Genomic DNA, 22,562 nt, shown 5'->3' on the forward strand with positions numbered 1-22,562 from the left:
CGCCGCGTCGCCGCCGCCCGGTCGAGGCGACCGGGTGGGCCTTGACCGTCGTGGCGTCGAGCTGCACCTCGTCCAGGTCGGGGTCGCCGGTCGCGCGGGCGATGCGCTCCCACACGCCGGCGGCACACCAGCGGTCGAAGCGTTTGCGGACGGTGTCGTGCTTGCCGAACCGGCCGGGCAGGTCCGCCCAGGGGACGCCGGTCTTGAGCACGTAGACGACGGCGTTGACGAAAAGGCGGTTGTCGCCGGCCGTGCGGCCGGGGTCGGACTTCTTGCCGGGCAACAGCGGCTCGATCTTCGCCCACTGGGCGTCGGTCAACTCGTGGCGGTGGCGATGGGCCATCAGGTCCTCCTTGACGGAGGACATCATCGACGAAACGAGCCGAAAGCGCGAGGATGAATGTCCGTGCTACCTAGAGAGCGCGCCCGGCCGAGCGAATCGCCGACGTAGTACGACGCCGGGCGTGCGAACCACTGCTCCGGGTCGCTCACGATCTCGTGATGCTCCGGGTCGGCTGAGCGGATCGCCAGACCCGGGGGCGGTGCGAACGTGTATAGATAAGCGAACGAGCCGCACTCCAAGGCGACCGCGCCGTTGGACACGGTGACCGCGGCGCAGCGATGGTTCGTTCCGCCAGTGTAACGGGCGTAGGTGACCAAGTCTGTGCGGTGATAGCTACGGGCCCACAGTCCGCCGATACAGATCAGCAGGAGTAGCGACATCCCCATCCGAATGCCCGAATTTCGACGTGTCATACCGTAAACGCGAGCCCGCGGGGACGTCGTGCGACGGACGCGGGAGACCACGCCCGCCATCGTAGCGTCTCGGCCGGGAGGGGACAGGGGGAAATGAGCGCCGCGTTTCGACGCAGTGCTTGGGTAGCCTGCTGCCCGCCTAGTGGCGAGCGGCTGCACTCGCTCGGAGAAGCCGTGCCCCGACGACATGAATCCGGACGGTTCCCGGACGGGGCACCCGTGTAGAACCGCCGACGGTAGGCAAGGCTCTCGTCCCAACGGACGGGCGAGCGGGCCTTGGTCAGCCGCTCGACCAGCGTCCACGTCTCTTAACAGGAGGGCGGGATGAGCTTTGCGATGCAGCTGGAATGGGGACTCGGTGCCGCAGTGCAGGTGGTCCCGGCCCGCGCGAAACCAGTAGCCGCCGCGCGGTGCCAGCGCCTCGGCTCGAAGTTCTCACTTGTGAAAGCCATCGCAAATCTTATCAGTCCCTTCATCCTGCGAAACATTAGCACGCTACATTTCCGTTCGTCGGAAACCGAACGAAGGAATTATCGTGCGCAAAGCATCAAGAGACACTGGGAACGGCTTCACGCTTGTGGAGCTGCTGGTCGTCATCGGAATAATAGCGTTGTTGATCGGAATACTTCTACCTGCGAGACGGGCCCGGGAAGCCGCAAATCAGGTAAAGTGCGCGGCAAACATGCGGTCGGCCTTGCAGGCGCTACACCGGCCTCGCGGATCGTTTATGCATCGCCATCCTTTGCGCCCGATCGGAGGGCGCTATCGTTTTTCCTGGAGTTGTTTCAGCACGAGCCCCCAAGCCGCCAGCATCAACTCGTCGCGCGGCAATCTACCGCACGGCCCAGACGCGGGCAGCGGCGGTCACGGTAGCCTGGCGCAGGCAGGCTGAGCGTCGCAGGATCGGGCACCGCCGTGGCCGTCAGCGTGATGGGCGTGCCGGCCAACGGGCCGCCGTTGCTCGTGCCCGTGCGGACCGTGTTGTCCTCACGATAGAGCGCCCCCGCAGCGGCGTTGCGCGCACGATAGTTGATGTCGGTTGATCCCAAGGCACCTGTCACCTGGAACGTCAGTGTGGCAATTTGGAAGTTGGTTCCCGACTAGGCGCTCAGGCTGGCGAGAACAGCCCCGCGATCGCCAATTTGTATGCGCAGCGGAACCGCAACGCATATGTCGACCGGCCAGAGTACGCGTGGTCAGTCTTCGCCGACCAACAGAACGACACTCGGCTGTCGGTCACGACGCCGGACGCCAACGGCGCGTCGACAGCGAACGTGAACCTAGGTCGCGTGCTGCGCAACGCGCCTGTGCCGGTGGCGCAGAATGTAACGCTGACGAAGGCGGGCGTTGACGGCACTTACTACAGTGTGACGACCAGCGGCGCCGCGACCAGCAGCGTCACTGGACGGAACAACGCGTTCGCGATGGACGCAACTGGTACTCGTAACCTCACCGTTGGCTTGAGCACGTCGACCAGCACGGCTGGGCATAAATCTGGCACAGTAGTCGTCGACAACCTCGACGTCACAAATCAGGGCGGCGTTGGTCGCGGTGCCAATGACGGGAATGATGCGGTCAACATCAGCCTTGCCGTGCTGTCAGCATCCAACTCGAGCTTCTCGACATCCGAAAGCGACTCGCTCTCGCTCGACTTCGGCACGATTCCCCTTGGTGGGTCGGCTGATGCGCAGGGGTTCTCCATTGTCAATCTTGCGTCTTCGCTGGGCGTTGATCTGACAGCCGGACTGGACTTCGACTTGGTCGTGGGCACCGGCGATGTCGATGCGTTCTCGCTGGGCGACCTTGGCACCTTCGCGAATCTGAAGGCCGGCGGATCGAATGCTTATCTCGCACATTTTGATACCACGTCTGCCGGTGTGTTTGATGCCACTTACACGCTGCTGTTTTCCGACGAGAACCTTCCGGGCACGGTAGGTACAACGTCGCTCACCTTGAACCTGACCGGTGAGGTGGCAGCCGTCCCGGAACCTGCTGCGATTGGGATCGCTTCTTTGGCAGCCTTGGGCGCTTTGCGTCGTCGTCTGAACGATCATGTTATGCCGGTAAAGGGAGCAAAGTGAGCGGTCTCAAATGAGGACGGTCGCAAGGCAGACAATATCCATCGCGATCTTCTATACGTACGGCAAATTGGCGTCACAACTGCGCCGATCGAATCCGCCCTTCAACATTGTGGAGCGGACCGGTCCCGTATCTGGTCCACCGAGCGGCGCGGAACTTCACGCCTCGGTGGTGTTGATCGGTACGGACATTGCCTTCGGGTCGACGCTCCGTCTCTGCGAAGCATTCCGCTCGCGCTCCAAGACAACGCGCAGGCGAGTAGTGGTGTTGTTGTCTGACCCGACGACCGAGCATGTCGCTCTTGCGTACTCTGCAGGAGCGTCGGACGTACGCGAGGCGCCGCGAACGGCTCGCGGGCTGATCAACCTCATCGATGCGGTGCGCCAGCGGGCGGTCAACGGAACGGATGAACAACCGCAAGTCGTTCGTATCGGTGCCCTCACGATCGTCGCCGAAAGCTATGTCGTGAAGTTGGAAGGCACCACGGTCAGCCTAACCGCAGGTGAGTATCGGGCGTTGTGGCAGTTGGCGATATACGCCGGCAAAGCAGTACCGGCCGATCGTCTACTCACCGGTGAACTCTCCTCAGAGATCGGTAGTGGCGTTCAGTCCGTGCGGACGTTCATCTTCTCGCTAAGGCGAAAGCTCGGCCGCCACGCACGACAATTGCAAACCGTACGTAACGTCGGATACGCCTTGGTTGAATAAGTTTCAAGAATGACTCGTTGAGATGATGAGAAAGTGGCCTAACAAACTCTTCATCCCAATTGGCTGCAAAACTGATATTCGCACAATCTGCATCACGTAGAACTACGCCTAAGTTGACGGCACCGTTTGTCACAACATCGGCGCGCCGCCCCTCGGCGCACACGAACAAATCACCCCATTACTGGGGAGAAAGCAGAAGCATCATGGTCAAGTTACCTCTCCTACTCGCCGCCGCAGTGGTGATCGTTTCCGTAGGTGCCGCAGGCACCGCGACGGCCGCTTATACGATCAGCGCGACGGGCGTCCCAACAGTGGAGCAGTTCACCAACTTCGCAGGCACCTCGGCTCCAAGCAATTGGACGGTTGCAGGCACGGGGTCGTTTGCCTGGCGCGGCCAGAACGACGGAGCTGCCAACACGAACGGCGGCTACTCATATGGCGCCGCATCGTCCACCGATCGCTCGGTGGGCTTTCTGGCTAGCAGCTCGTCGACCACGAGCGCGACGGCCATCGCCACGTACGCGAACGGTACAGGTAAGACCGCCAACTCGATCGAGCTGAAGTACGATGCAGAATTATGGCGGGTCGGCGGTCGTGCGAGCACCTTTGACGTGGCTCGCGTTCGACAACGTCAGCGTTAAGTTGGATAGCAACGAGGTCGCAGTGCCAGTGCCTTCTGCCGTTGGCATCCTCGGCCTTGGGTGCATCGCTGCACTCCGTCGCTTACGGCGCGCGTAGTACTTGCCGTCTGAACACGGACCAAACCGACGTCGGCGGGATTTCACGTGCATGCGGCACGGAAATCCCGCCGTGTCGTCTTGTCCAAGTTGCATTTCAAGCATAGCAGGCGCCTTGGTGCGGCCCACGAGCATCCGGGCCGCACCGACCTCGGACGCGCGGCGTTGGCCGTCGTGGACTGGTGCTCAAGGTGCCTGCCCGTAGATGACCGGCGAGGCAGATTGCCTGTGACGGTCGTTCAAAATTGTGCGCCGCTCATGGCCTGCATGAATGCAAGCGGATTCCAGTATTCGCGGTATTTGACGATCAGTCCGTCCTTGAAGGTTACGAACGTGGCGTAGCTCATCTCGTATGCATTGCCGTTCGTCAGTACCTCGCCGGAGGCGCTCCATTCAGCGATGGCGACATTCGGGTCATCCGTCGAGTAGAGGCGAAGGTGGGGGATCGAACGAACATTGATGACGCTCGGGTAGTTGCGCAGATAGTTGTAAAGCGCCTCACGGCCTTCCAAGCGGCGTGGCGAGCCTTCGGGCGCAAACGGAAACTCTGCTACGACATCGTCGGCACAGAGCAGCGACCAACCGTTCATGTCCTTGGCAAGAAACGTATCGAGGCTGTGACGCAAGCGTTCGACTGCGAAAGGGAAGTTGCTCACTTGAAGCTCCTTATTTGCGGCCCCTCTTCTACCGGACCCGCACCTGCGCCCGTTCACCGGGCTCCGTGGTAGCCGCCGTAGTGTTTGATGGGTGACCAGGCGGGGAGGATGTCGGGTAAGGTCGGTGCGATGCCGCTGTAGTCGCCCGCTCCGAACACCACCTTTCCATCCATGACGGTCAGGACGGCGGAGATGGACTTGATCTCATCTTCCGGCACGGCGAAGTAGTCCCGGTCGAGCAGAGCGAGATCTGCCAGGTTGCCCGGGGCGATCATCCCCATCTCGGCTTCGGCATTTATGAACCACGCGGCCCCGCGTGTGAACAGCTTCAACGCCTCGACGCGGGTGAGCCGATTGTCGTCGGCGAGCACCTGAGACCCGGAGACGGAGCATCCGGAGACCGCCCAGTACATCGCGACCCAGGGGTTGTAGGTCGAGGCCCGGAAGGCGTCCGTCGTCAGGGCGAGCGGGATGCCGCTGTCGACGAGCTGGCGCAGGCGCGGCGTTACCAGCGCCTTCTCACGGCTGTAGGTCTTGATAAAGCCGTCTCCGTGCAAGGCCATCTTGGGGTCCAGCGCGATCCCGCCGCCGAGCGCCTTCACCCTCGCGATATTCTCCGGCGTGATGGTCTCGGCGTGCTCGATGCTCCACTTCAGGCCGTCGAGCGGCACCGTCCTGTTCATCTCCTCAAGAGCGTCGAGGAACGGCGTGATGTTCTCGTTGTAGCTGATGTGCATGCGGAAGGGGATCCGCCGTTTGACCAGCTTGGCGATGTCCTGCACGACGTGTCGCCGGATCCGTTTCGGATCGAGGATTACTGCGGGTCGGTCGAAGTTCTCGTGATCGTGTACTTCCGCCTCCAGCGCTTTGGCGCCTCGATACACGTGGCCATGGGCAACGGACGGGTGCAGGTTCTGCCCGGGGCTCATGAGCGACTTTCGCGTGATGGCGTCGAGTTCGGCATCCACCATGCTGGCGCTGCCGAACTGCATGTCCACGAAGGCGAGTCGCAGGTTGAAACGATTGTCGCGCATGAGGACCTGGGCGGTGACATGGGCGTCGGGATAGCCCCTGCTGCCACAATCGAAGACGGATGTGACGCCGAAACGGTTCAGGCCGTGGACGGTTTGGATTAACGAGCTTAGTTGCTCGTCGAAGGAGGGCTGTGGGACGAGCGTTTCCAGCGCGAGAAACCCGAACGTGTCGCCATAGACGACGCCCGTGCGATTGCCCTGGCCGTCCTTCTCGAACTCGATGACCTGCAAGTTGGGAAACCGATCCGTGCCCACGCCGAGCGAATCCATCGCCAGGCCATTCAGGAAGACGCGGTTGTAGGCGTATTGAACGTAAAGGGGGCGGTTGGGCACGGCACGGCGGAGATCGTCCATCGTCGGGAATCGATTCTCTTCGAACTGGTACGGCGACCAGCCGCCGATCACTTTGACCCAGTGCCCCTCGGGCGTCCGCTTGGCCTGCTCGCTCAGCATGGCGAGCGCCCGGCTCAGCGAGGGCACGCCGTCCCACCTGACGTTGTAGTTGTAGTTGGCCTCGTTGAGCAGGTGAATGTGTGCGTCGCTGATGCCCGGGATCAGTCGACGCCCCCCCGCGTCGATGATCCGGGTGCTGGCGTTCTTCAGGTCCAGGATCTCGTTGTCAGTACCCACCGCATAGATGCGGCCCTTCGTGACCGCCAAGGCGGACGCTTCGGGCTGCGCGAGATTGCCCGTGTAGATCCTGGCATTAAACACGATCAGGTCCGCGCCGGGCTGCTCCTGCGTGGACGGCTCAAACACCCCCGCGACCTCGTTTTGCACGCTCTTCATCGCGTTCTCCTTTGGAGCGCGGTACTTGGTTCGACACCGCGACCCCGCGTTGTCTGCGCGCAAAAGTAAATGATGAAACCCGACGGGTATCGGCGGTTCCTGCTTATTTTTCGGCGGTTCTTGCCGACTTCAGGCGAATCGGCTGGGGGTGACGCCGACGACCCGCTTGAAGTGCCGGGTGAGTTGGGTCTGATCGCTGAAGCCGACTTCGACCGCGACCTGGGCGAGCGAGAGCTGCCGCGCGGCGATGAGCCGCTTGGCGCGCTCGACGCGCTGGTGGATGACGAACTGGTGCGGCGGCAGACCAGTCGTTTGTTTGAACAGCCGGGCGAAGTGGAACTCGCTCAGTTGGGCGACGGCGGCGAGATCGGCCAGCGCGAAGTTCTGGTCGAGGTGGGCGTCGATGTACTCCTGCACCGCCCGCAGCGCGGGCCGCGCCAGGCGGCCGCCGGGCTTGCGGGCAAACTCCTTAGTGGAGGGCCCGTTCGCCATCTGCCGGATAAGATGCACGACCAGCACGTTCGCCAGCGACTCGGCACACAGCCGCCCGCCCTGCCCGCCGGTGAACAGCTCATTGCGAAGGGCCTTGAGGGTGTCGAGCACCGCGGGGCTGGATCGGTCGTAGTAACGGGCCGGAAAATGAACGCGGGCCGGGTCGAGATCGAACGCCTCTTCGGCCACCTTGGCGACCAAGGCCGGAGACAATTGAAATTGGTTCGATTCGAAGGCGCCCTGCCACCGCCATCGACTCGCGATTCGGGGCGGCATGAGCGTCACCGAATGCGGCAAGCCGTTCCCCTCATAGCGGGCATCGTCGCAACGGTGATCGACGCGTTCCGGCACCTTATCGACCTGCAGGGCGAGGAACAGACTTTCGAGGGGCGGGTGAACGAGCTCGCTTGCGGACACCTGCGGGTCGTGTTCGGCTCGCAGTCCACTCCAGCCGAGCGCCGCGCTCGAGTGCGAGAACCGGAAGGGGATGTGCCCCAGCCGGCCGTCGGGGGTCAGCGAAGGCCGAGGCTTCAGTGGACGGACCGTATGCGTCATAACGCACCATTCCTGGCGAACGCCTTATTCCGCATGATGATCTGACATTCACTGGCCGCGGCCCCGCCGACGGCTCTCGATCTACGATAGAGGCTCCCCGGCTGCGGTCCAGTGCAGCGGCGGGCGGGTTAGCCTGCCCCCGAGATCCGCCAGACTGAAAGCGCCACACAGACTAACGCCGCCAACAGGGCGAGAACAACCCGGACGAAATACAGTCCGCCGCAGACGGGTGACTCTGCGAGGGCAACAAACTGACCGTCCCGACGCGGGAACCGTCGGAGCCGGGTCACCTTCACCAAGTGCCCCGTACTGAAGCAGGTCGTGGCCCGGATCCGACGGGAGGGCCCGCTCATGTCGCGGGACTTCGACGACGACCCGTACGACCGCGAGCGGGGCGGCTGGTGGGACTGGAAGCCGGCCAAGGCCATCTTCGAACACCTGTGGCGCACCGGCACGCTCGCCGTGTCGGACCCGCGAGGGTACCGGAAGGTCTACGATTTGGCCGAGCGATCGATCCGCCTCCACGCGGCGCCGCCAATGGATCGAGACGCCTTCGTTGACTGGGCTTGTTCTACGGCCCTGGAACGGCTGGGGGTGGCGACGCCGGCCGAGCTCGCCGCCTTCTACCGGGTCGTCGACGTCGCGGACGCGCGGGCTTGGGTGCGGTCGCGTTTGCAGGCCGGGGCCGTGTTCCCGGTCGAGGTGGAGGGGCGCATTGCGATCGCACACAGCGACGTGCGACGGCGCCTGGGGCGGCTCGGCGAACCGCTACAGGAACGCGTGCGGTTCCTGGCGCCGTTAGACCCCCTAGTGCGTGACCGGGCGCGGGCGGAGCGGCTGTTTGGGTTCCACTATCGGTTCGAGGCGTTCGTGCCCGAGGCGAAGCGGGTTTACGGCTACTACGTGCTGCCCATCCTCGTTGGCGACCGGCTCGTCGGCCGGACCGACGCAAAGTTCGACCGCGCCGCGGACGTCCTGCGGCTGCGCGTCATGCCGTGGGAGCAGGGGTTCAGCGTCACGCCGGCGTTACGCGCGGCCTTCGAGGCTGCCGCCGACCGGCTGCGGCAGTTCGTCGGTGCGGCGCGAGTGGACGTGACCGGAAAAGCCGGTTCGCGCCACCCCTTCCGCCCGCCAACCCGATAGTTAACAGATGGATAGGGGACCTCGCGCCGTGCGAGCGTCCACTGACAATCTGTTGCCAGGCAACTCACCCGTCAAAAAGGGAAGGTCGTTGCGGGCATCGCCTCCACCCGGAGTACCGATGTCGTACCTCGACCCGACCGACCCGCGGAACATGACCGTGGAGGACCGTCTCGCCGAGATCGCCGCGATCCTCGCCCGCCGCGTGCTGCGCCTGCACCGCCGCCATGCGTTAGGCCGCGATAGCCACTCCGATCCCGGCCCGTCTTTCCGCTCGGGTTCCGACTTGATGTGTCGGCCCACCCATGGACACCACCCCTGAGCGTTTGAGCCGCTCGCAGAACTGGGAGTAGTTCGGAAGGCGATTGGAGCTGAACAGACTGTTGTAGTGCAGGGGGTCGAAGATCCGGGACAGCGGCCGGTCGTGCCAGACGCACCAGAAATAAAGCTTGACGACGACTGCGTCGCTCAAGCGAGTGCGGCGCGCTGCCGCGGGACAGCCCGAGAGGCCGACGCTGTGGCACGTCTGACCTGCGTCCCGATCAGTCGGACCATACTTGCTCCCTTGTGGTTGTCGCTTCAACGAACGCAAGTATGGATGGGTCAGCCAGTTGGCGCAATCGCAGATGGCCGTCGCGCGATATTCTTCGTGGAACGCGTCCTCGACAGAGCCATTGAAGCATCTGGAAGCACACGGATTTCAACATATGAGCGGCTGTGATGACCGCAGGCATTATCCTCCACATTCAACTGGCGGGGCGGCTCAGGCAGACTCATCCACGTTCCCGACTGAGGAGCGGCGTTTACCTTAGAGAAAGATCGAAGAGGGTTAGGCACGGGGGATTCAGAAATTCTTGTTTGAAGATGCGTTAGACTTATTCGCGGCGAACCCCTTTGACCGAGTTAGCGGGGTTCGCTCGTTTCCGGGCTGGTCTTACGCTGTTTTGGAGTTGGACGGGAGCGAGAGCGCCGTGGTTCTGACCACTCCGGGCCGTCTCGGCCTTCCGCACCTGAGAACTCTCGGTCTCTCCGCTTTATTCCCGGTCGCCAGTTGACGACCGTGTCGGGATCGGCATGCCGAATGTAATACTCTTTCAGAAGCGATGGCTGGGTAAACTACTCGGGGGCCCTCGCGGTGCCGCACTCGGTGCAGCGGGCGGGGGTGACGCGGAGGTTGTAGCCGTCATGTCCACGGCGGGAGCCGGTCGGCTTGGTCGGCGAACGGTGCCAACTGGCGATCGATGATCGATCGCATGCCGTCTTCGGTAATGTACCCCTCGTCGAGCGACTCGCCCTCGCACTCGACGACAACGCCCCAATAGCTCAGGTCGTGCCGTTTGAACTCGTCACGGTAAAGCTGCCATCCGATGCCGCGGACCCGGCCGATCGTGAGGTTGCCTTGTCGCCACTCGCGTAACACCAAGCCGTTGAGCAGGCGGAGTGACTGAGCCACATCAGGCTCGCCCGGCACCTCGCGCAGCGCAGCGCGGACCATCAGTGGATCGGTGGATCGGCCAAGGACAGGTCCATCATCCATGGGGGTAGTATCTCTAGGCCGGCGATCAATAGGTCCGCCCATGCGACGACCTTTGCCGGATCGAGCAGGTCGAATAGGACCGCGTTGCTCGCAAAGTCGGCGAGCACTCGAACCATCATCGGCTCCGTGCGCATAGCGCCACGCCGCCAGCCCCGCGCCGACCACACACGCCCGCCATCGTACCGTCTCGGCGGGAGGGGCTAGGGGTGACGGTCCGGCGCAGCGGCGGGTCGGCCGTCATCTGCCGGGCAGTCGCTGGAGCGCGGACAGTTCTGACCGCGTCATCATCACTGTCTCCACATTGCCATTCGCCACCACGACCGCGCCGAAGTGCTCGCCGTGGCTCGAGACGGAGTGATCCGTCAAGCCGAATCCCACCAGTTGCTTGATGTCGGCGGGCAGCGCGTGGAACACGGAGGTGCGGTTGATCAACTTCGGGCTTTGCGTCGAGCCGGCCGCGATCATCACCTTCTGCGCGTAGAAGCTCCGCTGTTCCCCCGTCACCGCGGTGGTCGTCTTCACCTCGTACCAGTCGTGGGGCACACTGTCCACGACTTCGACGAAGCTGTTCAGCTTGACTAACAGCTCGCTGCCGTTGAGGTCGAGTTCGGTGCTGGTCAGCTTGGTCTGGTTGATGAGAAGCTCGGCCGTGTTGAAGACGCCCGCGGGTTCGACGAAGAGCTTGCTCGCCGGCGTGCCGCCCGCCAGCAAAGTAACGCTGGTGCAGCGCTCGGGGCCTCTGGTCGATGTAGAGATCGTTAGCAATCGGGCTATTGCGGAAGTGGGTGACCAACTCGTGAGCCTTGCTGCCCAGCATCAACGACTCGTTCATCCGCTTGCCGGCGAGATCCAGGTACGTGCCTTTCAAGTCCGCCCGGGTCGCGTCGGGGACGAAGTTCAGTTCCCAGTCGGCTAGACCTCGGCCGCCATCCGCGCGCACAAGCTGTTCGCCCGCGACCTGTCGGACACCGGTTACGCCCGCGGTTTCGATCTGTTGGGGAAGGAGGCAAACCCGAAGTTCGTGCCGGCGGGGGCGATCGGCGAGTTCGCCTCGCACGCGCCTGTGGCCATCGGCGATGCGCCACCGGAGTCGTTGCGGCTGCCGATCAAGCGGGCACCCGAGCCGGACCTGTCCGATTCGACGGCCTGGGCCAACGCGGTGCAGTTCGGCGCCACGCCGCACAACACGGTGTCGAAGGTCGATCCGACCACCGACGACACCGACGGCATCCAGTGGGCGATCGACAGTGGGGCGGCGGTCGTCTACCTGCCCAACGGCACGTATCGTGTATCGCGCACGATCGTCGTGCGCGGCAACGTGAGGGCGATCATCGGCATGCAGAGCGCAATCGCCCCCGCCGAGGGCGCAACGGTCGACCCACTCGTCCGCTTCGCTGCCGACGAACCAACCTCCGCCTGCACGCTCGAACAGCTGTGGATCGAGGGCACGATCGAGCACGACTCGCCCGGCACGTTGGCGTCGAAGCGGCTCGACATGACGCGCGGCTACCGCAACACGCCTCGCGGTACCGGCGACGCCTTCTTCGAGGACACGATCGGTCGCCCGATCCGAATCCTGCACCCGCAGAACGCTTGGATGCGCCAGGTAAACTGCGAGTTCGGCAAAGATCCATTGATCGAGAATCATGGCGGCACATTGTGGGTGCTGGGGTACACAACCGAGGGCGAGTCACCGGTCATCCGCGCGGTTGGGGGGCAGACGGAAGTTCTCGGCTCACTCATCTACCCGCTGCATCAGGGCACGCCGGGCGTGCCGATGTTCAGCTTTGAGGATGCCGACTTCTCGTTGAACTACGCACCGAACGGGGGTCGGGTGCGATTTCTCGTCGACCTGATCGTGACGGAAGGCGCACGTCGGCACGAGATTCTGCCGGGCGATGTCCCGCATCGCGGCCCGGCACTTGTTAGCGGCCGCGGCCGAGATCAATGAACTTAGGATCGACCGATGATAAAACGTTCTGGATGTCACTCGTTCACGATCGGGTGCTTGGTGCTCACTGGCCTCTTCGCTGGCCGCACGTCCGCTGAGATCGCGTTGCCCGAAGCGTTCGCGCCGTCGGCGGCGCGGGTTGCCTTTCCAGTGGGGGCTGGAGTGATCGACGTGAAGGCGCAGTTCGGGACCAAAGGGGACGGCGTTTCCGACGACACGGCAGCCATTCAGGCGGCGATCAACTTTGCCCGTCATCGGATGTTCGTCCTCTACTTCCCGCACGGCACCTACCTCGTGCGCGACAAGCTGACGTTCGGCAGCGACGAGCAGAACACCAAAGCCATCCCGCTTCAAGGTGAGAGCCGCGATCGATCATCCGCCTGGCGGACCGATCGCCCGGTTACGGCGAGCGTGGCGCGCGAAAGCCTTTGTTAACCATGTTACGAGGGTCAGACGACGAGCAACGCCTTCCACAATCACCTGTTCAACCTCACCCTCGATGTTGGCGCCGGCAACCCCGGCGCCGTCGGCCTGCAGTGGACGAACAACAATCAGGAGGACGCGGTAGACGTGTTGATCCGATCGTCCGATCCTCAGGGCGCTGGCGCGGTCGGGCTCGACCTGACGCGCAAGTGGCCGGGGCCGGCGTCAATGAAGCGGATCGAGGTGCGCGGGTTCGACCACGGCATCGACGCCGACCACAGCACCTACTCGATCACCATGGAGCACGTCGCGCTCAACGACCAGCGCGTCGCGGGCCTGCGCAACACCAACAACGTACTGTCGATCCGCGGGCTGGTCAGCCGCAACGTGGTGCCGGTGATCCGCACCGAGGGGGACGGCGGGTTCATCACGCTGATCGACTCGCAGTTCACGGGCGGCGCAGCCGGCGCGGTGGCGATCGACAATAGTGGCAAGCTGTTCCTGCGCAACGTGCGGCACGGGGGGTACGACGCGCTAGTGCGCGACCGTGTGGGCCTCACCGGCGACGTGGGGGGCGACCGGATCGACGAGTACCACTCGCACGGTGGCCAGACCCTGTTTGCCACCGAATTGCGCTCGCTTGACCTGCCGATCGAGGATACGCCAGAGGTGCCGTGGGACCCGGTGGATCAATGGGAACCCGTCAAGCTCACGCCCGGTGGCGACACAACCGCCGACATCCAATCCGCCTTCGACCGTGCCGCCACCGCCGGCCGAACGACCGTCTACTTCCCCGGCGCGCAGAAGGAGAAGCCCTACCAGATTGCCCGCACGATCCGCGTCCACGGCAGCGTGCGGCGCGTCCTGGGGCTGCAGCAGAACCTGCTCGTCACCGAACCGCTCTGGTGAGCCGTGACGAGCCCGCCTTCCGCTTCGAAGACCTCACGAACGACGCGATCGTCTTCGAACGCTTCTGGTTTTTGCCGTGGAGCAACGACACGCGCGGGGCCAAATATCGCTGGTTTGAAAATCGCAACGGCCAAGTCGCTGGTCGTCAAGCATCTTCGGACCAACTCCGGCGAGCTGTACCGCACCGCGCCGCACGGGAGCGGAAAGCTCTTCGTTGAGGACGTGGTCGCGCGCAAGATCGCGCTGACCAGCCAGCAACAGCCGGTGTTCATGCGGCAGATCAACCCGGAGAGCCGGCAGTGGATATTGCGCAACCACGGCGCGTCGCTGTGGATCCTGGGGCTCAAGACCGAGGGGTACGGAACGATCGTCGAGACCACCAACGGGGGTCGGACGGAAGTGCTCGGCGGGCTGGTGTACCCGGCCTGGGCGCCACCGCCCGAGCACAACCAACCCGGCCCGCACGAGCCCGCCTTCATCAACGACGAATCCGACTTCTGCGCATTCTTCGCGACCGAAGCCTGGAAACGCCACTGGAACTACATGGAGCCGGTCCGAGAACGGCGCCGGGAGCATACGCGCGTCTTGACGCTCGAAGCGAGCGACGCCGGTGGTCGCGGCAACGGCCACACGTTGCCATTCTACCTGGGGCGGCGCGGCGCTGACGCCAGCGCGCCCAGCATCGCGGCGACCGCCAACCACAACGCAGATCGCGGTGATGGCTCCGCTAGGTCTGCCATTATCACCGTTGCGCGTCGTGGTGGTAGCGTCACCCAACCACTCGAAGTCGCGTACCGCCTGCGCGGCTCGGCGACGCCCGCCGCACATTACGCGAGACTTCCCACGCGGGTTACGATCCCTGCAGGTGCCGAGTCCGCAGACATCAGGATCGAGTTAACGCGAGGTGGTGTTCCCACGGGTGATCGCCAGCTCTTCTTAATGCTCGAACCGACGGCTGATTATGCTCTCGCTAGCACGGTGCTTTCGATCACGGTCGAGAAAGTCACCCAGCCTGACGATGCCGGGCACGTTGACGAAGCAACCAATTAATGGATTGGACGCTTCGGCGCGCCGTCGCGTGGCACAACAACTCCATCATTTTTTCTGCGGCTTGCCAGACGTTTCACGTCGACGATGTGGGAACATCGGGGGACCATGGTCAGGATCACGTTCTAATGGCATCGTGACGGGGGCGCCCACTGTGTGGCCGAGTGCCAACACCAACGTCAGCGGGCCCGCTTTGGCCAACGATCGGTATACCTGCCCAAGTGTTCGGCGGGGATAACGCGGCGCCACCGGCGAGTTCGCCAACGGCGCTCCACGTCGATCATCTCCTCATCCACCGTCTCGTCGGCCCCAATCGCCTAGAGCGACCGGTCCACTACGCGCTTGTACGCCGCGGTCCTCATCATGACGTACCGCCGTCCTGCGGGTCGAGGTAGCCCAGCTTGCAGGCCATCGTGAAGCCAACCTCGACCGCGGCGGAGTGCAACCGCACCTGATCGCCCACGTGCGTGCCGACCGGGTACTCTCTCAGTAGCCGCTCCTTCACGTGATCCTTCTCCGCGGGCACCAGGACCGTCAGGGCCGCAAGTTGGTCCGCTGGCGTCACCGCACGCGGTCGTGGGGCTGCGGGGCTGCGGGGCTGCGGGGGGCCGTGGCATGCGCCTTGCACGTCTCGGTGTCCGAGACCCAGTTCCACTTCTCCACGATTGCGCTCACGGGCCACGTGGCGGGATTGCGGGCCTCTGTGATTGCCCGACCGACCATGTCGTGGACCCAGCGTGCCGACCGCGGGTGTTGCCGCAACGTCCAGCGGGCGAGCCGCGGGGGACCTGAGCGAAAAGCAGGGAGTAACCGTACTCGTGGGTGTTCGCGTCGGCGGCGTGAAGATCGCGGCGAAGTTATCGATTTCACTGGGCGGCGTCTCGGCAACCGACGCCACGCGTGCTACCGTCGCCGAGGAACGCGCAGGTTCTGCTTTGACAGGGGACGTAGGTCTTACATCTTATCCTGTGCTCCGAGTTCTGCGCGCGCCGACGACAGGGGAACGCCGCTCCCTAGCCCGGTCCGACCAGGCCGTAGATCGTCGCCGAGATCAGGTCGCCCGCGCCGACGGGCCCGGGCAGTCCCTCGCCGCTCGGTCCGCGCCGCGCGCATGGGCGAACGTGCAAAGCAGCCCCAACGCCACCACCAACGGACGTACCTCCCACATGTCGCCTCCAGCTCATGAACTTCGGGAGCATTGATCGAGCGGCACGTAACTACCGTTATCTGGTTCGAGAACTAGATTGCAGAAAACGCTCCCCGCCTCGATCCCGTCAGCAAGAGCCTACCTGCCCGCCCGTGCGCCGGCCAATAGTTCCACCTTTCCAACCCCGTCGAACAGGTGCTGGTCCGCGAACTGGCCGCCGGCGACGTGGTGGTGATAGACAGATCTTCAAGTCACGAGCGCGACCACATTCGCGAATTGATCGAGTCGACCGGCGCTCGGCTGCTGCTCCTGCCGCCGTACAACCCGGATCTGAGCCCGATCGTACTGATCTTTCCCGAAGCCAAGCAACGGCTGCGTTCGCTGGTCTGCCGCAGGCGGGAGCCACTATGGGAATTCGTCCAATCGTGCTCGACCGGATCACCGCAGCTGACGCAATCGACTACTGCTTAACACGTTGCGGATATGTGATACGAATAGGTTAAGAACCCGCTAAACCGTTCTGTGCAGAATCGATGGAAGGTGCAGCAGTACCACTCTCAACATGAGTGGAAAGATTAATGGAACGACATGGTGACAATCGGCCACCATATCGCTGTATCCCTTCATAATTGATGGTAAAGATGAAATAAATTATGGAATTTTTCACTTTGACATTTCTGGATCACACAGCAAAATAGCGGTATGTCCTCGCCATTGACCGTTGCCGAGCTAGGTCGCCGAATAGGTTGTTCGCCTGCGACGGTCTCCCGTGCTTTGAGCGGAAGTGGGCCTGTGAGTCCGAAGATCCGTGAGGCCGTACTCCGCGCTTGCCGGGAGGCGGATGCAATGCCGTCGGCGGCGTCGAAGCGGGGGCGACTAACGCGGGTGCGTGAGCGAGCGGTCGACACGGGCCTCATCGAGGTCATATATCACCGACCGTCGGTGTACGAACATGTCGAGTTGGCGGGCGATTCACTAGCGATCGGCGGTTTTACGCATGCTGATGGCATTTCCGCGTTAGGGGACGCATCGCATCGGTTGTCGGATTCGTTCTGGCGGGGCATGGCGGACGCCGCCATCACCGAGGCTAGCCGTTGGCGGCGGCGGTCCGTCCTGCAACTGTGCGACGACCTCGGCAGCGAGGACCTGCTCGCCGAGCTGTCTCACCCGGACTGCAGTGGGGTGCTGGTCGTCGGTGAGCCAAGCGAATCAGTTGGGGAGTTGGTCGCACGGTGCCCGCACCCCCTGGTGCTGATGGACATCGACCACGTCGGCTGGCCCACCGTGGTCACGACCGACAACGCGTACGGAATCGCGCAGGCGTTCGATCACGTGTATCAGCTTGGCCATCGGCGGATTGGGTTCGTGGGGCGGTCCGACGACAACTTCGCTCACCGCGAGCGGTACGTTGCCCTCAAGATGAAGATGGCAGAGGCCGATTTGCCGGTGCGAAGCGATTGGGTGTACGGGGGGCTGAGCCACGTCGTCCATGCTGTCGAAGGGATGCGGAAAATGCTGTCGAGCCCCGATCGCCCGACCGCGGTCATCTGTGGAAACGATTGGCTCGCGATCGGCGCGTTGCGCGCAGCGCAGTCGCTGGGATTGCGCGTGCCGCAGGATCTGAGCATCGTCGGTTTCGATGGCACCGACGCGGCCCTGCTCGCCACGCCGGCGCTCACCACGGTGCACGCGCCCGTTCGCGAGATCGGCCGACAGGCGATTCGCCAATTGATGATTCAAATACTGGCGGGCGTGTCGGAGCGCTCGTCAGGGGTGCGAATTCGGCTGCAGCCAGAGTTGATCGTCCGAGGGTCGACAGCGCCGGTGGCAACGGCGAACGGGAACTGATGTTGCGCGGGTCATATCACCGCGATCATATCTAAACGGAGGAGAGACGATGTTTGATGCAACTAACGTGTCGCGAAAGCTTTATCTGCTGGCTGGGGCCACCTTGGTCGTGTTGGCCATGAACGATGCCAAGGCAGCACCGCTGTACTGGGATGCGAACGGTGATGGCACCGATTCGACCTACGGCGGCAATGGAACGTGGGACACGTCCAACGCATTCTGGAACAACTCGGCCACTATTGGCTCAGGCGTCCTCCAGACGTGGAACACGATCGATAATCCCGCCATCAGCACCTCGGCGGTGTTCCTCCGCAACACGTCCGGCGCCGTGACTGTCGGCGTGGGCGGCGTCATGGCGCAGAATCTCAGCTTCGGAACGTCGACCGGGTCGTTCACCACGGGCAGCGGCACGAACTACACGCTGTCCGGCGACGCGATCACGGTCACGCAGTCTGGCACCGGGACTGGTATTGGCTTGAACAATGGCGGCACGGTTGCGATCGGCAACGCCATCAACTTCTCGGGCACGATGAAGGTCGTTGCAACAGGTGGCACCAACTCGCTCACGCTCGCCGGTGGGTTGAATAATATGTCCGCCTCGAACCAGATCCTCTATTTCGAATTCAGCAGCGGTTCCAACACGACCGACGTCTCCGGGGCGATCACACGGTCAGGCAACGGCACGATCGGCCTCGTTTTCAATGGAACCAGCTCGACCGTCGTCAAGCTGAGCGGCAGCAACACCGGCCTGAACGGGAACGGGACGCTTCGGCTTGAGGGGGGCATTCTGGCGCTGGATAACAGCAACGCGCTGGGTTCCGCGTCGCTTCCGACATTGGCCCTAGGCGTCGCCAGCTCAACGTCCTCACGTGCGCAATCGGTCTTGATCGGCACGAGCGGCGTTTCGATTGGGAACGGGATTTCCCTTGCCTCCTTGGGCACCGGTGGTACCGCAACCCGCACGCTTGGCAGCGCGATCGCCAGCGGCACCGCGACGTTCACCGGCGGCGTAACGCTGGCATCCACAGGCGTCAGCCTTAGGTCCGATGGCGACGCTCTCACCACCTTCAGCGGGTTGATCAACGACGGCGGCCAGATTCAGGCCGTCACCAAGATCGGCACGGGCACCGTTGCCCTGACCCGCCCCGCAGGCAACACCTATGACGGTGGGACCACCGTGTCTGCAGGCACGCTGCTCGTCAACAACACCAGTGGCTCCGGAACGGGGACCGGTGGCGTGCTCGTCGGGGCAAGCGGCACGTTGGGTGGCAGTGGCTTCATTGATCCCGGCGCTGGAAGCACCGTCACCGTCAACGGCAAGATCGCGCCGGGCAACGGCGTCGGAACGTTGACCGTCGGCTTGATCGACAGCAAAAACGACGTCTTGTTCGGTGAGGACGCCTGGCTCGTGGCGCAGGTGGCTGGCGACACGGCCGATACACTGGCGGTGTTCGGCTCGATCGACTTGTCCAACTCAGGCGACGTTCTCGACGTCGCCTTCACTGGCACGCAAACGCTTTCGCGGTACGTGCTCGCCACGTACACCGACGGGCTGGCCGGCACGTTCTCGTCGCTCAACGTCACCGGTTCGAGCGAGCCATGGCAGATCGACTACAGCCAATCCGGCGAGATCGCTGTCGTCGTCGCCGTCCCCGAGCCTGGAATGCTCGGCTCGCTCGCGGCCGCCGGCCTGCTGCTGTGCCGTCGTCGGCGGCATTAATCGGGGGCGCAGACGACAGGAGCCCGAGACTGATGGAACGGCCGCGATTCGGAACGGTCTTACGCTCGTCGCGCATGTCGACGAACGTGATCGATCCGCTTGCAAGGGGGGGGGGCGCGGCCTCGTGCCCTGCGCGGCCGAACGCCACGATGACGGCGGGCGTATGGGTGGACTTGGACAAGTAGACGAACATCGACGGTACCGAAGCGAACGAGAAGCGTGAAGGAGTAAATTATGCTTCTGTGGAAGCGTGTGCTCGTTGTGTTTGTCATCATTGTCAGTTTCAGCAGTGAAACGTTTGCGGCCGTGGCGATGAAGGCGGGAGATAAGGGCATCGAGATCGACGCCGGGACGATCGGCACGATTACCGTCGAGTATCCGGTGCTGCTCGGCGCGGATCAGAAGCCCGCGGCCCAGCTCGTTCAGTCCGACGTCGCCGATTCGACGGTGACGCTGCGGTATGGCGGCGACGTCACCGTCGTCGGCACGATTGACGCGGATGGGTTCTCGTACCGCGTGAGCAATGCGGCGGCGGTGAAGTTCATCCGCACGCAGGCGATCCTCTCGTCCGTGGGGCTGACGGACGGCACCTGGAAGTTTGACGACAAGCCGGCGGAACCGTTCCCGGCCGAAAAGCCGGCCAAGCCTCATTTGTTCCAAGGCCAGGCCGCCAAGCTCACCATCACGGGTGCCGACGACACCAAGCTCGTGCTCGGCAGCCCGCGGGCGTACTCGTTCAATCAACTGACCGACAACCGCGAGTGGGGCTGGAACGTCTTCGCATGGCGGGTGGATACGGCGTTCGACAGCGCCAACCCAGTCTTCGCCTACACCGTCGGTGATGGCTCGGTCGCCGGCGCGTCGGCCGAGCCGAAGAAGCCGTCGGCGTACATCGACCCGTTCGGCCAAAGCATCAAGTCCGACTTTCCCGACAAGGTGCGGTCCGACGAGGAGCTGAAGGCCGACGTCGAATCGGAGAAGGCCTATTACGCCTCGCTGACCTCGCCCGCGCTCGACCGTTTTGGTGGGCTCGACGGCAGCGGCGAGACGCTCGCCCTAAAGGCGACCGGCTTCTTCCACGTCGTCGCGCGCGACGGGCGCTGGATGATGGTCAACCCGCTCGGGAACCTGTTCTACCCTGTCGGCGTATGCGTACACATGCCGGGCGACGACTACACCTACGTGGCCGGGCGCGAGGGTGCCTACGCGTGGCTGCCAGAGCGTGAGGGCGAGTTTGGGTCCACCTACCGCTCGGGCGAGCCGGCGATGTCGTTTCACCTGACCAATCAGATCCGCAAGTATGGCAAGCCGTACGACCATGCCGAATATCAGAGCCGGATGATCGACCGCCTGCGCGCATGGGGGTTCAACTGCGCCGGCCCATTCGCCAGTCTGAGCAAGGCGGTGCAGGAAGCGAACTTTCCGTACGTCGTCTCGCTGCACTATGGCGCCTGGCCCGGCATCCCCGACCTGCCGGGCGCGGCCCGCACGTGGGACCCCTTCGAGCCCGCCAACCGCGAGCGGGTCGAGCGCGAGTTCGCCAGGTCGCTCCCGCTGCGCGTCGATGATCCGTTATTGATCGGCTACTACCTGAACAACGAACCGCTGTTCGAGGACCTGCCGCGCGTCGTGGCGCGGCTGAACGGCTCGAAGCATGCCGCTAAGCGCGAGCTCGTGGCGATGCTGGCAAAGAAGTACGGGACGATCGACGCGTTCAACGCCGCGTGGGGCATGTCCGCCGGGGCGTTCACCGAGCTGGTCGACCCCGGCATTCCCGTCGCCACCGCAACGGCAGCGGCGGACATGCAGGACTTTGCCGACATCTTCTTCGAGTCCTACTACAAGCTGATCTACGACACATTCAAGAAGCACGACAAGAACCACCTGCTGCTCGGCAACCGGTTTCAATCCGGCACGATCAACAACGAGCGGCTTGTCCGCATCATGGCCAAGTACAACGACGTGGTGTCGTTCAACTACTACACCTACGCCATCGACACGTCGTTCCTGAAGCGCATTTACGCGTGGTCGGGCAAACCGATGATGATGACCGAGTGGTTTTACGCCTCCCCCCGCGACTCGGGGCTGGGCGGGGGTGGAAAGGAAGTGTCGAGCCAGGTCGAGCGTGGGCTCGCCTACCGGAACTACGTGGAGCAGACCGCGGCGCTGCCGTTCATGGTCGGCAGCACGTGGTTCACGCTCGTGGACCAATCGGTGACCGGTCGATGGTTCTCGAAGTACAACGGTGAGAACGGCAATTCCGGGCTGATTGCCGTCACCGACCGTCCGTGGAAGCAGATGCTTGCGCACGCGATGGAGACGAACTATTCGATCTACGATGTCGTGCTCGGCAAGCGTGAGCCGTTCGCGTGGGACGACCCGCGCTTCGTGATCGCCGCCGCCGCCGACAAGCGGATTTCGATTGCGCGTGCTACCGGTACGGTCGCGATGGACGGCACCGCCGCCGGATTCCCAGGGACGCCTGCCGAAACGGTCTCGGGTAGCCGTTTGGTTGTCGGTCTGCCCGCCGATGAATTTGAGGCAAGCTTCAAGCTCTGCTATGACGACCAGAACCTATACCTGCTGGCGGAGGTGATTGACGCCACTCCGCTTCAGAACGTCAACGCGATGAACTACCTCTGGTCCGGGGATGGCATCGAATTGTTTATCGGACATGAGAGGCTGGACGTGGGTGGGCAGCTTCTCTTCTCCGATCGCCAGGTCATCGTCGCCGCCAGTCCCGAGCCCAAGGCGGTCATCGCACGTCATCAATCGCAACCCATGATCCGCTCAACCGCGCAGCGTCGCGGTGACGGTAGGGGGTACGTGTTGCAGGCAGCCATTCCGTTCGAGTCGCTCGGTTTCACGCCGAAGGAAGGGGACATGATTCGATTCGACATCGGCGTCAACGACAGTGCCGACGGCAAGGATCGCCAGCGCCAACTAATGTGGAACGGCACCGCTCGCAACTCCGGTGACCGTACGGGTTGGGGCCGCGCGTCGTTCGCAAAGTAAAGTAGCGTGGACCAACGGC

23 protein-coding genes are annotated in these 22,562 nt (G+C 63.5%); 13 read left to right on the forward strand and 10 right to left on the reverse strand.

Annotated features, from left to right (window positions below; all coding sequences use genetic code 11):
- The 3 genes from VGN72_03455 to VGN72_03465 all read right to left on the reverse strand — a co-directional run.
- A partial coding sequence (locus VGN72_03455; GenBank protein HEV7298395.1) for an IS5 family transposase occupies positions 1–343 on the reverse strand: 343 nt, incomplete at its 3' end.
- A gap of 23 nt (positions 344–366) precedes the next feature.
- The gene (locus tag VGN72_03460) at positions 367–723 is read right to left on the reverse strand and encodes a hypothetical protein (protein HEV7298396.1); all 357 of its coding nucleotides are present in this window, start codon (positions 721–723) and stop codon (positions 367–369) included.
- An 845-nt stretch (positions 724–1,568) separates the two neighbouring features.
- On the reverse strand, positions 1,569–1,805 hold the full coding sequence (locus tag VGN72_03465; GenBank protein ID HEV7298397.1) for a hypothetical protein: 237 nt from the start codon (positions 1,803–1,805) through the stop codon (positions 1,569–1,571).
- 240 nt (positions 1,806–2,045) lie between these two features.
- On the opposite strand from VGN72_03465, the gene VGN72_03470 reads away from it, so the two are divergent.
- The 3 genes from VGN72_03470 to VGN72_03480 all read left to right on the forward strand — a co-directional run bounded on the left by VGN72_03470 (position 2,046) and on the right by VGN72_03480 (position 4,184).
- A complete protein-coding gene (locus tag VGN72_03470) occupies positions 2,046–2,837 on the forward strand; it encodes a hypothetical protein (protein HEV7298398.1) in 792 nt (263 codons plus the stop codon).
- 10 nt (positions 2,838–2,847) lie between these two features.
- Positions 2,848–3,543, forward strand: a complete 696-nt coding sequence (locus VGN72_03475) for a winged helix-turn-helix domain-containing protein (protein HEV7298399.1) — start codon at positions 2,848–2,850, stop codon at positions 3,541–3,543.
- A 203-nt stretch (positions 3,544–3,746) separates the two neighbouring features.
- Positions 3,747–4,184: a hypothetical protein gene (locus VGN72_03480; protein HEV7298400.1), complete on the forward strand. Its 438-nt coding sequence runs from the start codon at positions 3,747–3,749 to the stop codon at positions 4,182–4,184.
- A gap of 335 nt (positions 4,185–4,519) precedes the next feature.
- Here the strand turns inward: VGN72_03480 and VGN72_03485 are convergent, their stop codons facing one another.
- The 3 genes from VGN72_03485 to VGN72_03495 form a co-directional block, all read right to left on the reverse strand.
- Complete coding sequence (locus tag VGN72_03485; protein ID HEV7298401.1) at positions 4,520–4,936, reverse strand: nuclear transport factor 2 family protein; 417 nt, start codon at positions 4,934–4,936, stop codon at positions 4,520–4,522.
- Between the two features lie 53 nt (positions 4,937–4,989).
- Entirely contained in the window at positions 4,990–6,759 is a 1,770-nt protein-coding gene (locus VGN72_03490; protein HEV7298402.1) for an amidohydrolase, read from the reverse strand.
- A 129-nt stretch (positions 6,760–6,888) separates the two neighbouring features.
- Positions 6,889–7,806, reverse strand: a complete 918-nt coding sequence (locus VGN72_03495; GenBank protein HEV7298403.1) for an AraC family transcriptional regulator — start codon at positions 7,804–7,806, stop codon at positions 6,889–6,891.
- A 309-nt stretch (positions 7,807–8,115) separates the two neighbouring features.
- Here VGN72_03495 and VGN72_03500 point away from each other — a divergent pair, with 309 nt between their 5' ends.
- Together VGN72_03500 and VGN72_03505 are read left to right on the forward strand one after the other, a co-directional pair.
- Positions 8,116–8,949 carry a crosslink repair DNA glycosylase YcaQ family protein gene (locus tag VGN72_03500; protein ID HEV7298404.1) on the forward strand — a complete coding sequence of 278 codons (834 nt, stop codon included), beginning with the start codon at positions 8,116–8,118 and terminating at the stop codon, positions 8,947–8,949.
- Positions 8,950–9,067: 118 nt separating this feature from the next.
- Positions 9,068–9,268 (forward strand): hypothetical protein, encoded by a 201-nt coding sequence (locus VGN72_03505; GenBank protein ID HEV7298405.1) that lies wholly within the window; start codon positions 9,068–9,070, stop codon positions 9,266–9,268.
- 861 nt (positions 9,269–10,129) lie between these two features.
- Here VGN72_03505 and VGN72_03510 read toward each other — a convergent pair.
- The 3 genes from VGN72_03510 to VGN72_03520 all read right to left on the reverse strand — a co-directional run bounded on the left by VGN72_03510 (position 10,130) and on the right by VGN72_03520 (position 11,194).
- Positions 10,130–10,483, reverse strand: a complete 354-nt coding sequence (locus VGN72_03510) for a hypothetical protein (protein HEV7298406.1) — start codon at positions 10,481–10,483, stop codon at positions 10,130–10,132.
- Entirely contained in the window at positions 10,441–10,599 is a 159-nt protein-coding gene (locus VGN72_03515) for a hypothetical protein (GenBank protein HEV7298407.1), read from the reverse strand. The genes VGN72_03510 and VGN72_03515 overlap by 43 nt, the downstream gene beginning before the upstream one ends.
- Before the next feature lie 121 nt (positions 10,600–10,720).
- A complete protein-coding gene (locus VGN72_03520) occupies positions 10,721–11,194 on the reverse strand; it encodes a hypothetical protein (protein ID HEV7298408.1) in 474 nt (157 codons plus the stop codon).
- A 283-nt stretch (positions 11,195–11,477) separates the two neighbouring features.
- On the opposite strand from VGN72_03520, the gene VGN72_03525 reads away from it, so the two are divergent.
- The 4 genes from VGN72_03525 (at position 11,478) to VGN72_03540 (ending at position 14,816) form a co-directional block, all read left to right on the forward strand.
- On the forward strand, positions 11,478–12,434 hold the full coding sequence (locus VGN72_03525) for a glycosyl hydrolase family 28-related protein (GenBank protein HEV7298409.1): 957 nt from the start codon (positions 11,478–11,480) through the stop codon (positions 12,432–12,434).
- Positions 12,435–12,449: 15 nt separating this feature from the next.
- A complete protein-coding gene (locus tag VGN72_03530) occupies positions 12,450–12,869 on the forward strand; it encodes a glycosyl hydrolase family 28-related protein (protein HEV7298410.1) in 420 nt (139 codons plus the stop codon).
- 135 nt (positions 12,870–13,004) lie between these two features.
- Complete coding sequence (locus VGN72_03535) at positions 13,005–13,766, forward strand: hypothetical protein (protein HEV7298411.1); 762 nt, start codon at positions 13,005–13,007, stop codon at positions 13,764–13,766.
- Positions 13,767–13,769: 3 nt separating this feature from the next.
- On the forward strand, positions 13,770–14,816 hold the full coding sequence (locus tag VGN72_03540; protein ID HEV7298412.1) for a hypothetical protein: 1,047 nt from the start codon (positions 13,770–13,772) through the stop codon (positions 14,814–14,816).
- Positions 14,817–15,174: 358 nt separating this feature from the next.
- On the opposite strand, the gene VGN72_03545 is transcribed toward VGN72_03540, so the two are convergent.
- Positions 15,175–15,378 carry a hypothetical protein gene (locus tag VGN72_03545; protein HEV7298413.1) on the reverse strand — a complete coding sequence of 68 codons (204 nt, stop codon included), beginning with the start codon at positions 15,376–15,378 and terminating at the stop codon, positions 15,175–15,177.
- A 777-nt stretch (positions 15,379–16,155) separates the two neighbouring features.
- On the opposite strand from VGN72_03545, the gene VGN72_03550 reads away from it, so the two are divergent.
- From VGN72_03550 to VGN72_03565, 4 genes are all read left to right on the forward strand, one after another.
- On the forward strand, positions 16,156–16,431 hold the full coding sequence (locus tag VGN72_03550; GenBank protein ID HEV7298414.1) for a transposase: 276 nt from the start codon (positions 16,156–16,158) through the stop codon (positions 16,429–16,431).
- A 591-nt stretch (positions 16,432–17,022) separates the two neighbouring features.
- Complete coding sequence (locus VGN72_03555; GenBank protein ID HEV7298415.1) at positions 17,023–17,808, forward strand: substrate-binding domain-containing protein; 786 nt, start codon at positions 17,023–17,025, stop codon at positions 17,806–17,808.
- A 49-nt stretch (positions 17,809–17,857) separates the two neighbouring features.
- Positions 17,858–19,528, forward strand: coding sequence for an autotransporter-associated beta strand repeat-containing protein (locus VGN72_03560; GenBank protein HEV7298416.1), 1,671 nt, complete (start codon positions 17,858–17,860; stop codon positions 19,526–19,528).
- Between the two features lie 234 nt (positions 19,529–19,762).
- Positions 19,763–22,543, forward strand: coding sequence for a sugar-binding protein (locus VGN72_03565; GenBank protein HEV7298417.1), 2,781 nt, complete (start codon positions 19,763–19,765; stop codon positions 22,541–22,543).
- Positions 22,544–22,562: the final 19 nt, after the last annotated feature.

Source organism: Tepidisphaeraceae bacterium (assembly GCA_035998445.1).
In the GTDB taxonomy this organism is placed as follows: domain Bacteria; phylum Planctomycetota; class Phycisphaerae; order Tepidisphaerales; family Tepidisphaeraceae; genus DASYHQ01.

Coding starts and splice junctions, on each gene's coding strand:
- VGN72_03460 (HEV7298396.1), bottom strand. CDS start 723: ATGTCGCTACTCCTGCTGATCTGTATCGGCGGACTGTGGGCCCGTAGC.
- VGN72_03475 (HEV7298399.1), top strand. CDS start 2,848: ATGAGGACGGTCGCAAGGCAGACAATATCCATCGCGATCTTCTATACG.
- VGN72_03480 (HEV7298400.1), top strand. CDS start 3,747: ATGGTCAAGTTACCTCTCCTACTCGCCGCCGCAGTGGTGATCGTTTCC.
- VGN72_03490 (HEV7298402.1), bottom strand. CDS start 6,759: ATGAAGAGCGTGCAAAACGAGGTCGCGGGGGTGTTTGAGCCGTCCACG.
- VGN72_03495 (HEV7298403.1), bottom strand. CDS start 7,806: ATGACGCATACGGTCCGTCCACTGAAGCCTCGGCCTTCGCTGACCCCC.
- VGN72_03505 (HEV7298405.1), top strand. CDS start 9,068: ATGTCGTACCTCGACCCGACCGACCCGCGGAACATGACCGTGGAGGAC.
- VGN72_03510 (HEV7298406.1), bottom strand. CDS start 10,483: ATGGATGATGGACCTGTCCTTGGCCGATCCACCGATCCACTGATGGTC.
- VGN72_03515 (HEV7298407.1), bottom strand. CDS start 10,599: ATGGTTCGAGTGCTCGCCGACTTTGCGAGCAACGCGGTCCTATTCGAC.
- VGN72_03530 (HEV7298410.1), top strand. CDS start 12,450: ATGATAAAACGTTCTGGATGTCACTCGTTCACGATCGGGTGCTTGGTG.
- VGN72_03555 (HEV7298415.1), top strand. CDS start 17,023: ATGGCGGACGCCGCCATCACCGAGGCTAGCCGTTGGCGGCGGCGGTCC.
- VGN72_03560 (HEV7298416.1), top strand. CDS start 17,858: ATGTTTGATGCAACTAACGTGTCGCGAAAGCTTTATCTGCTGGCTGGG.
- VGN72_03565 (HEV7298417.1), top strand. CDS start 19,763: ATGCTTCTGTGGAAGCGTGTGCTCGTTGTGTTTGTCATCATTGTCAGT.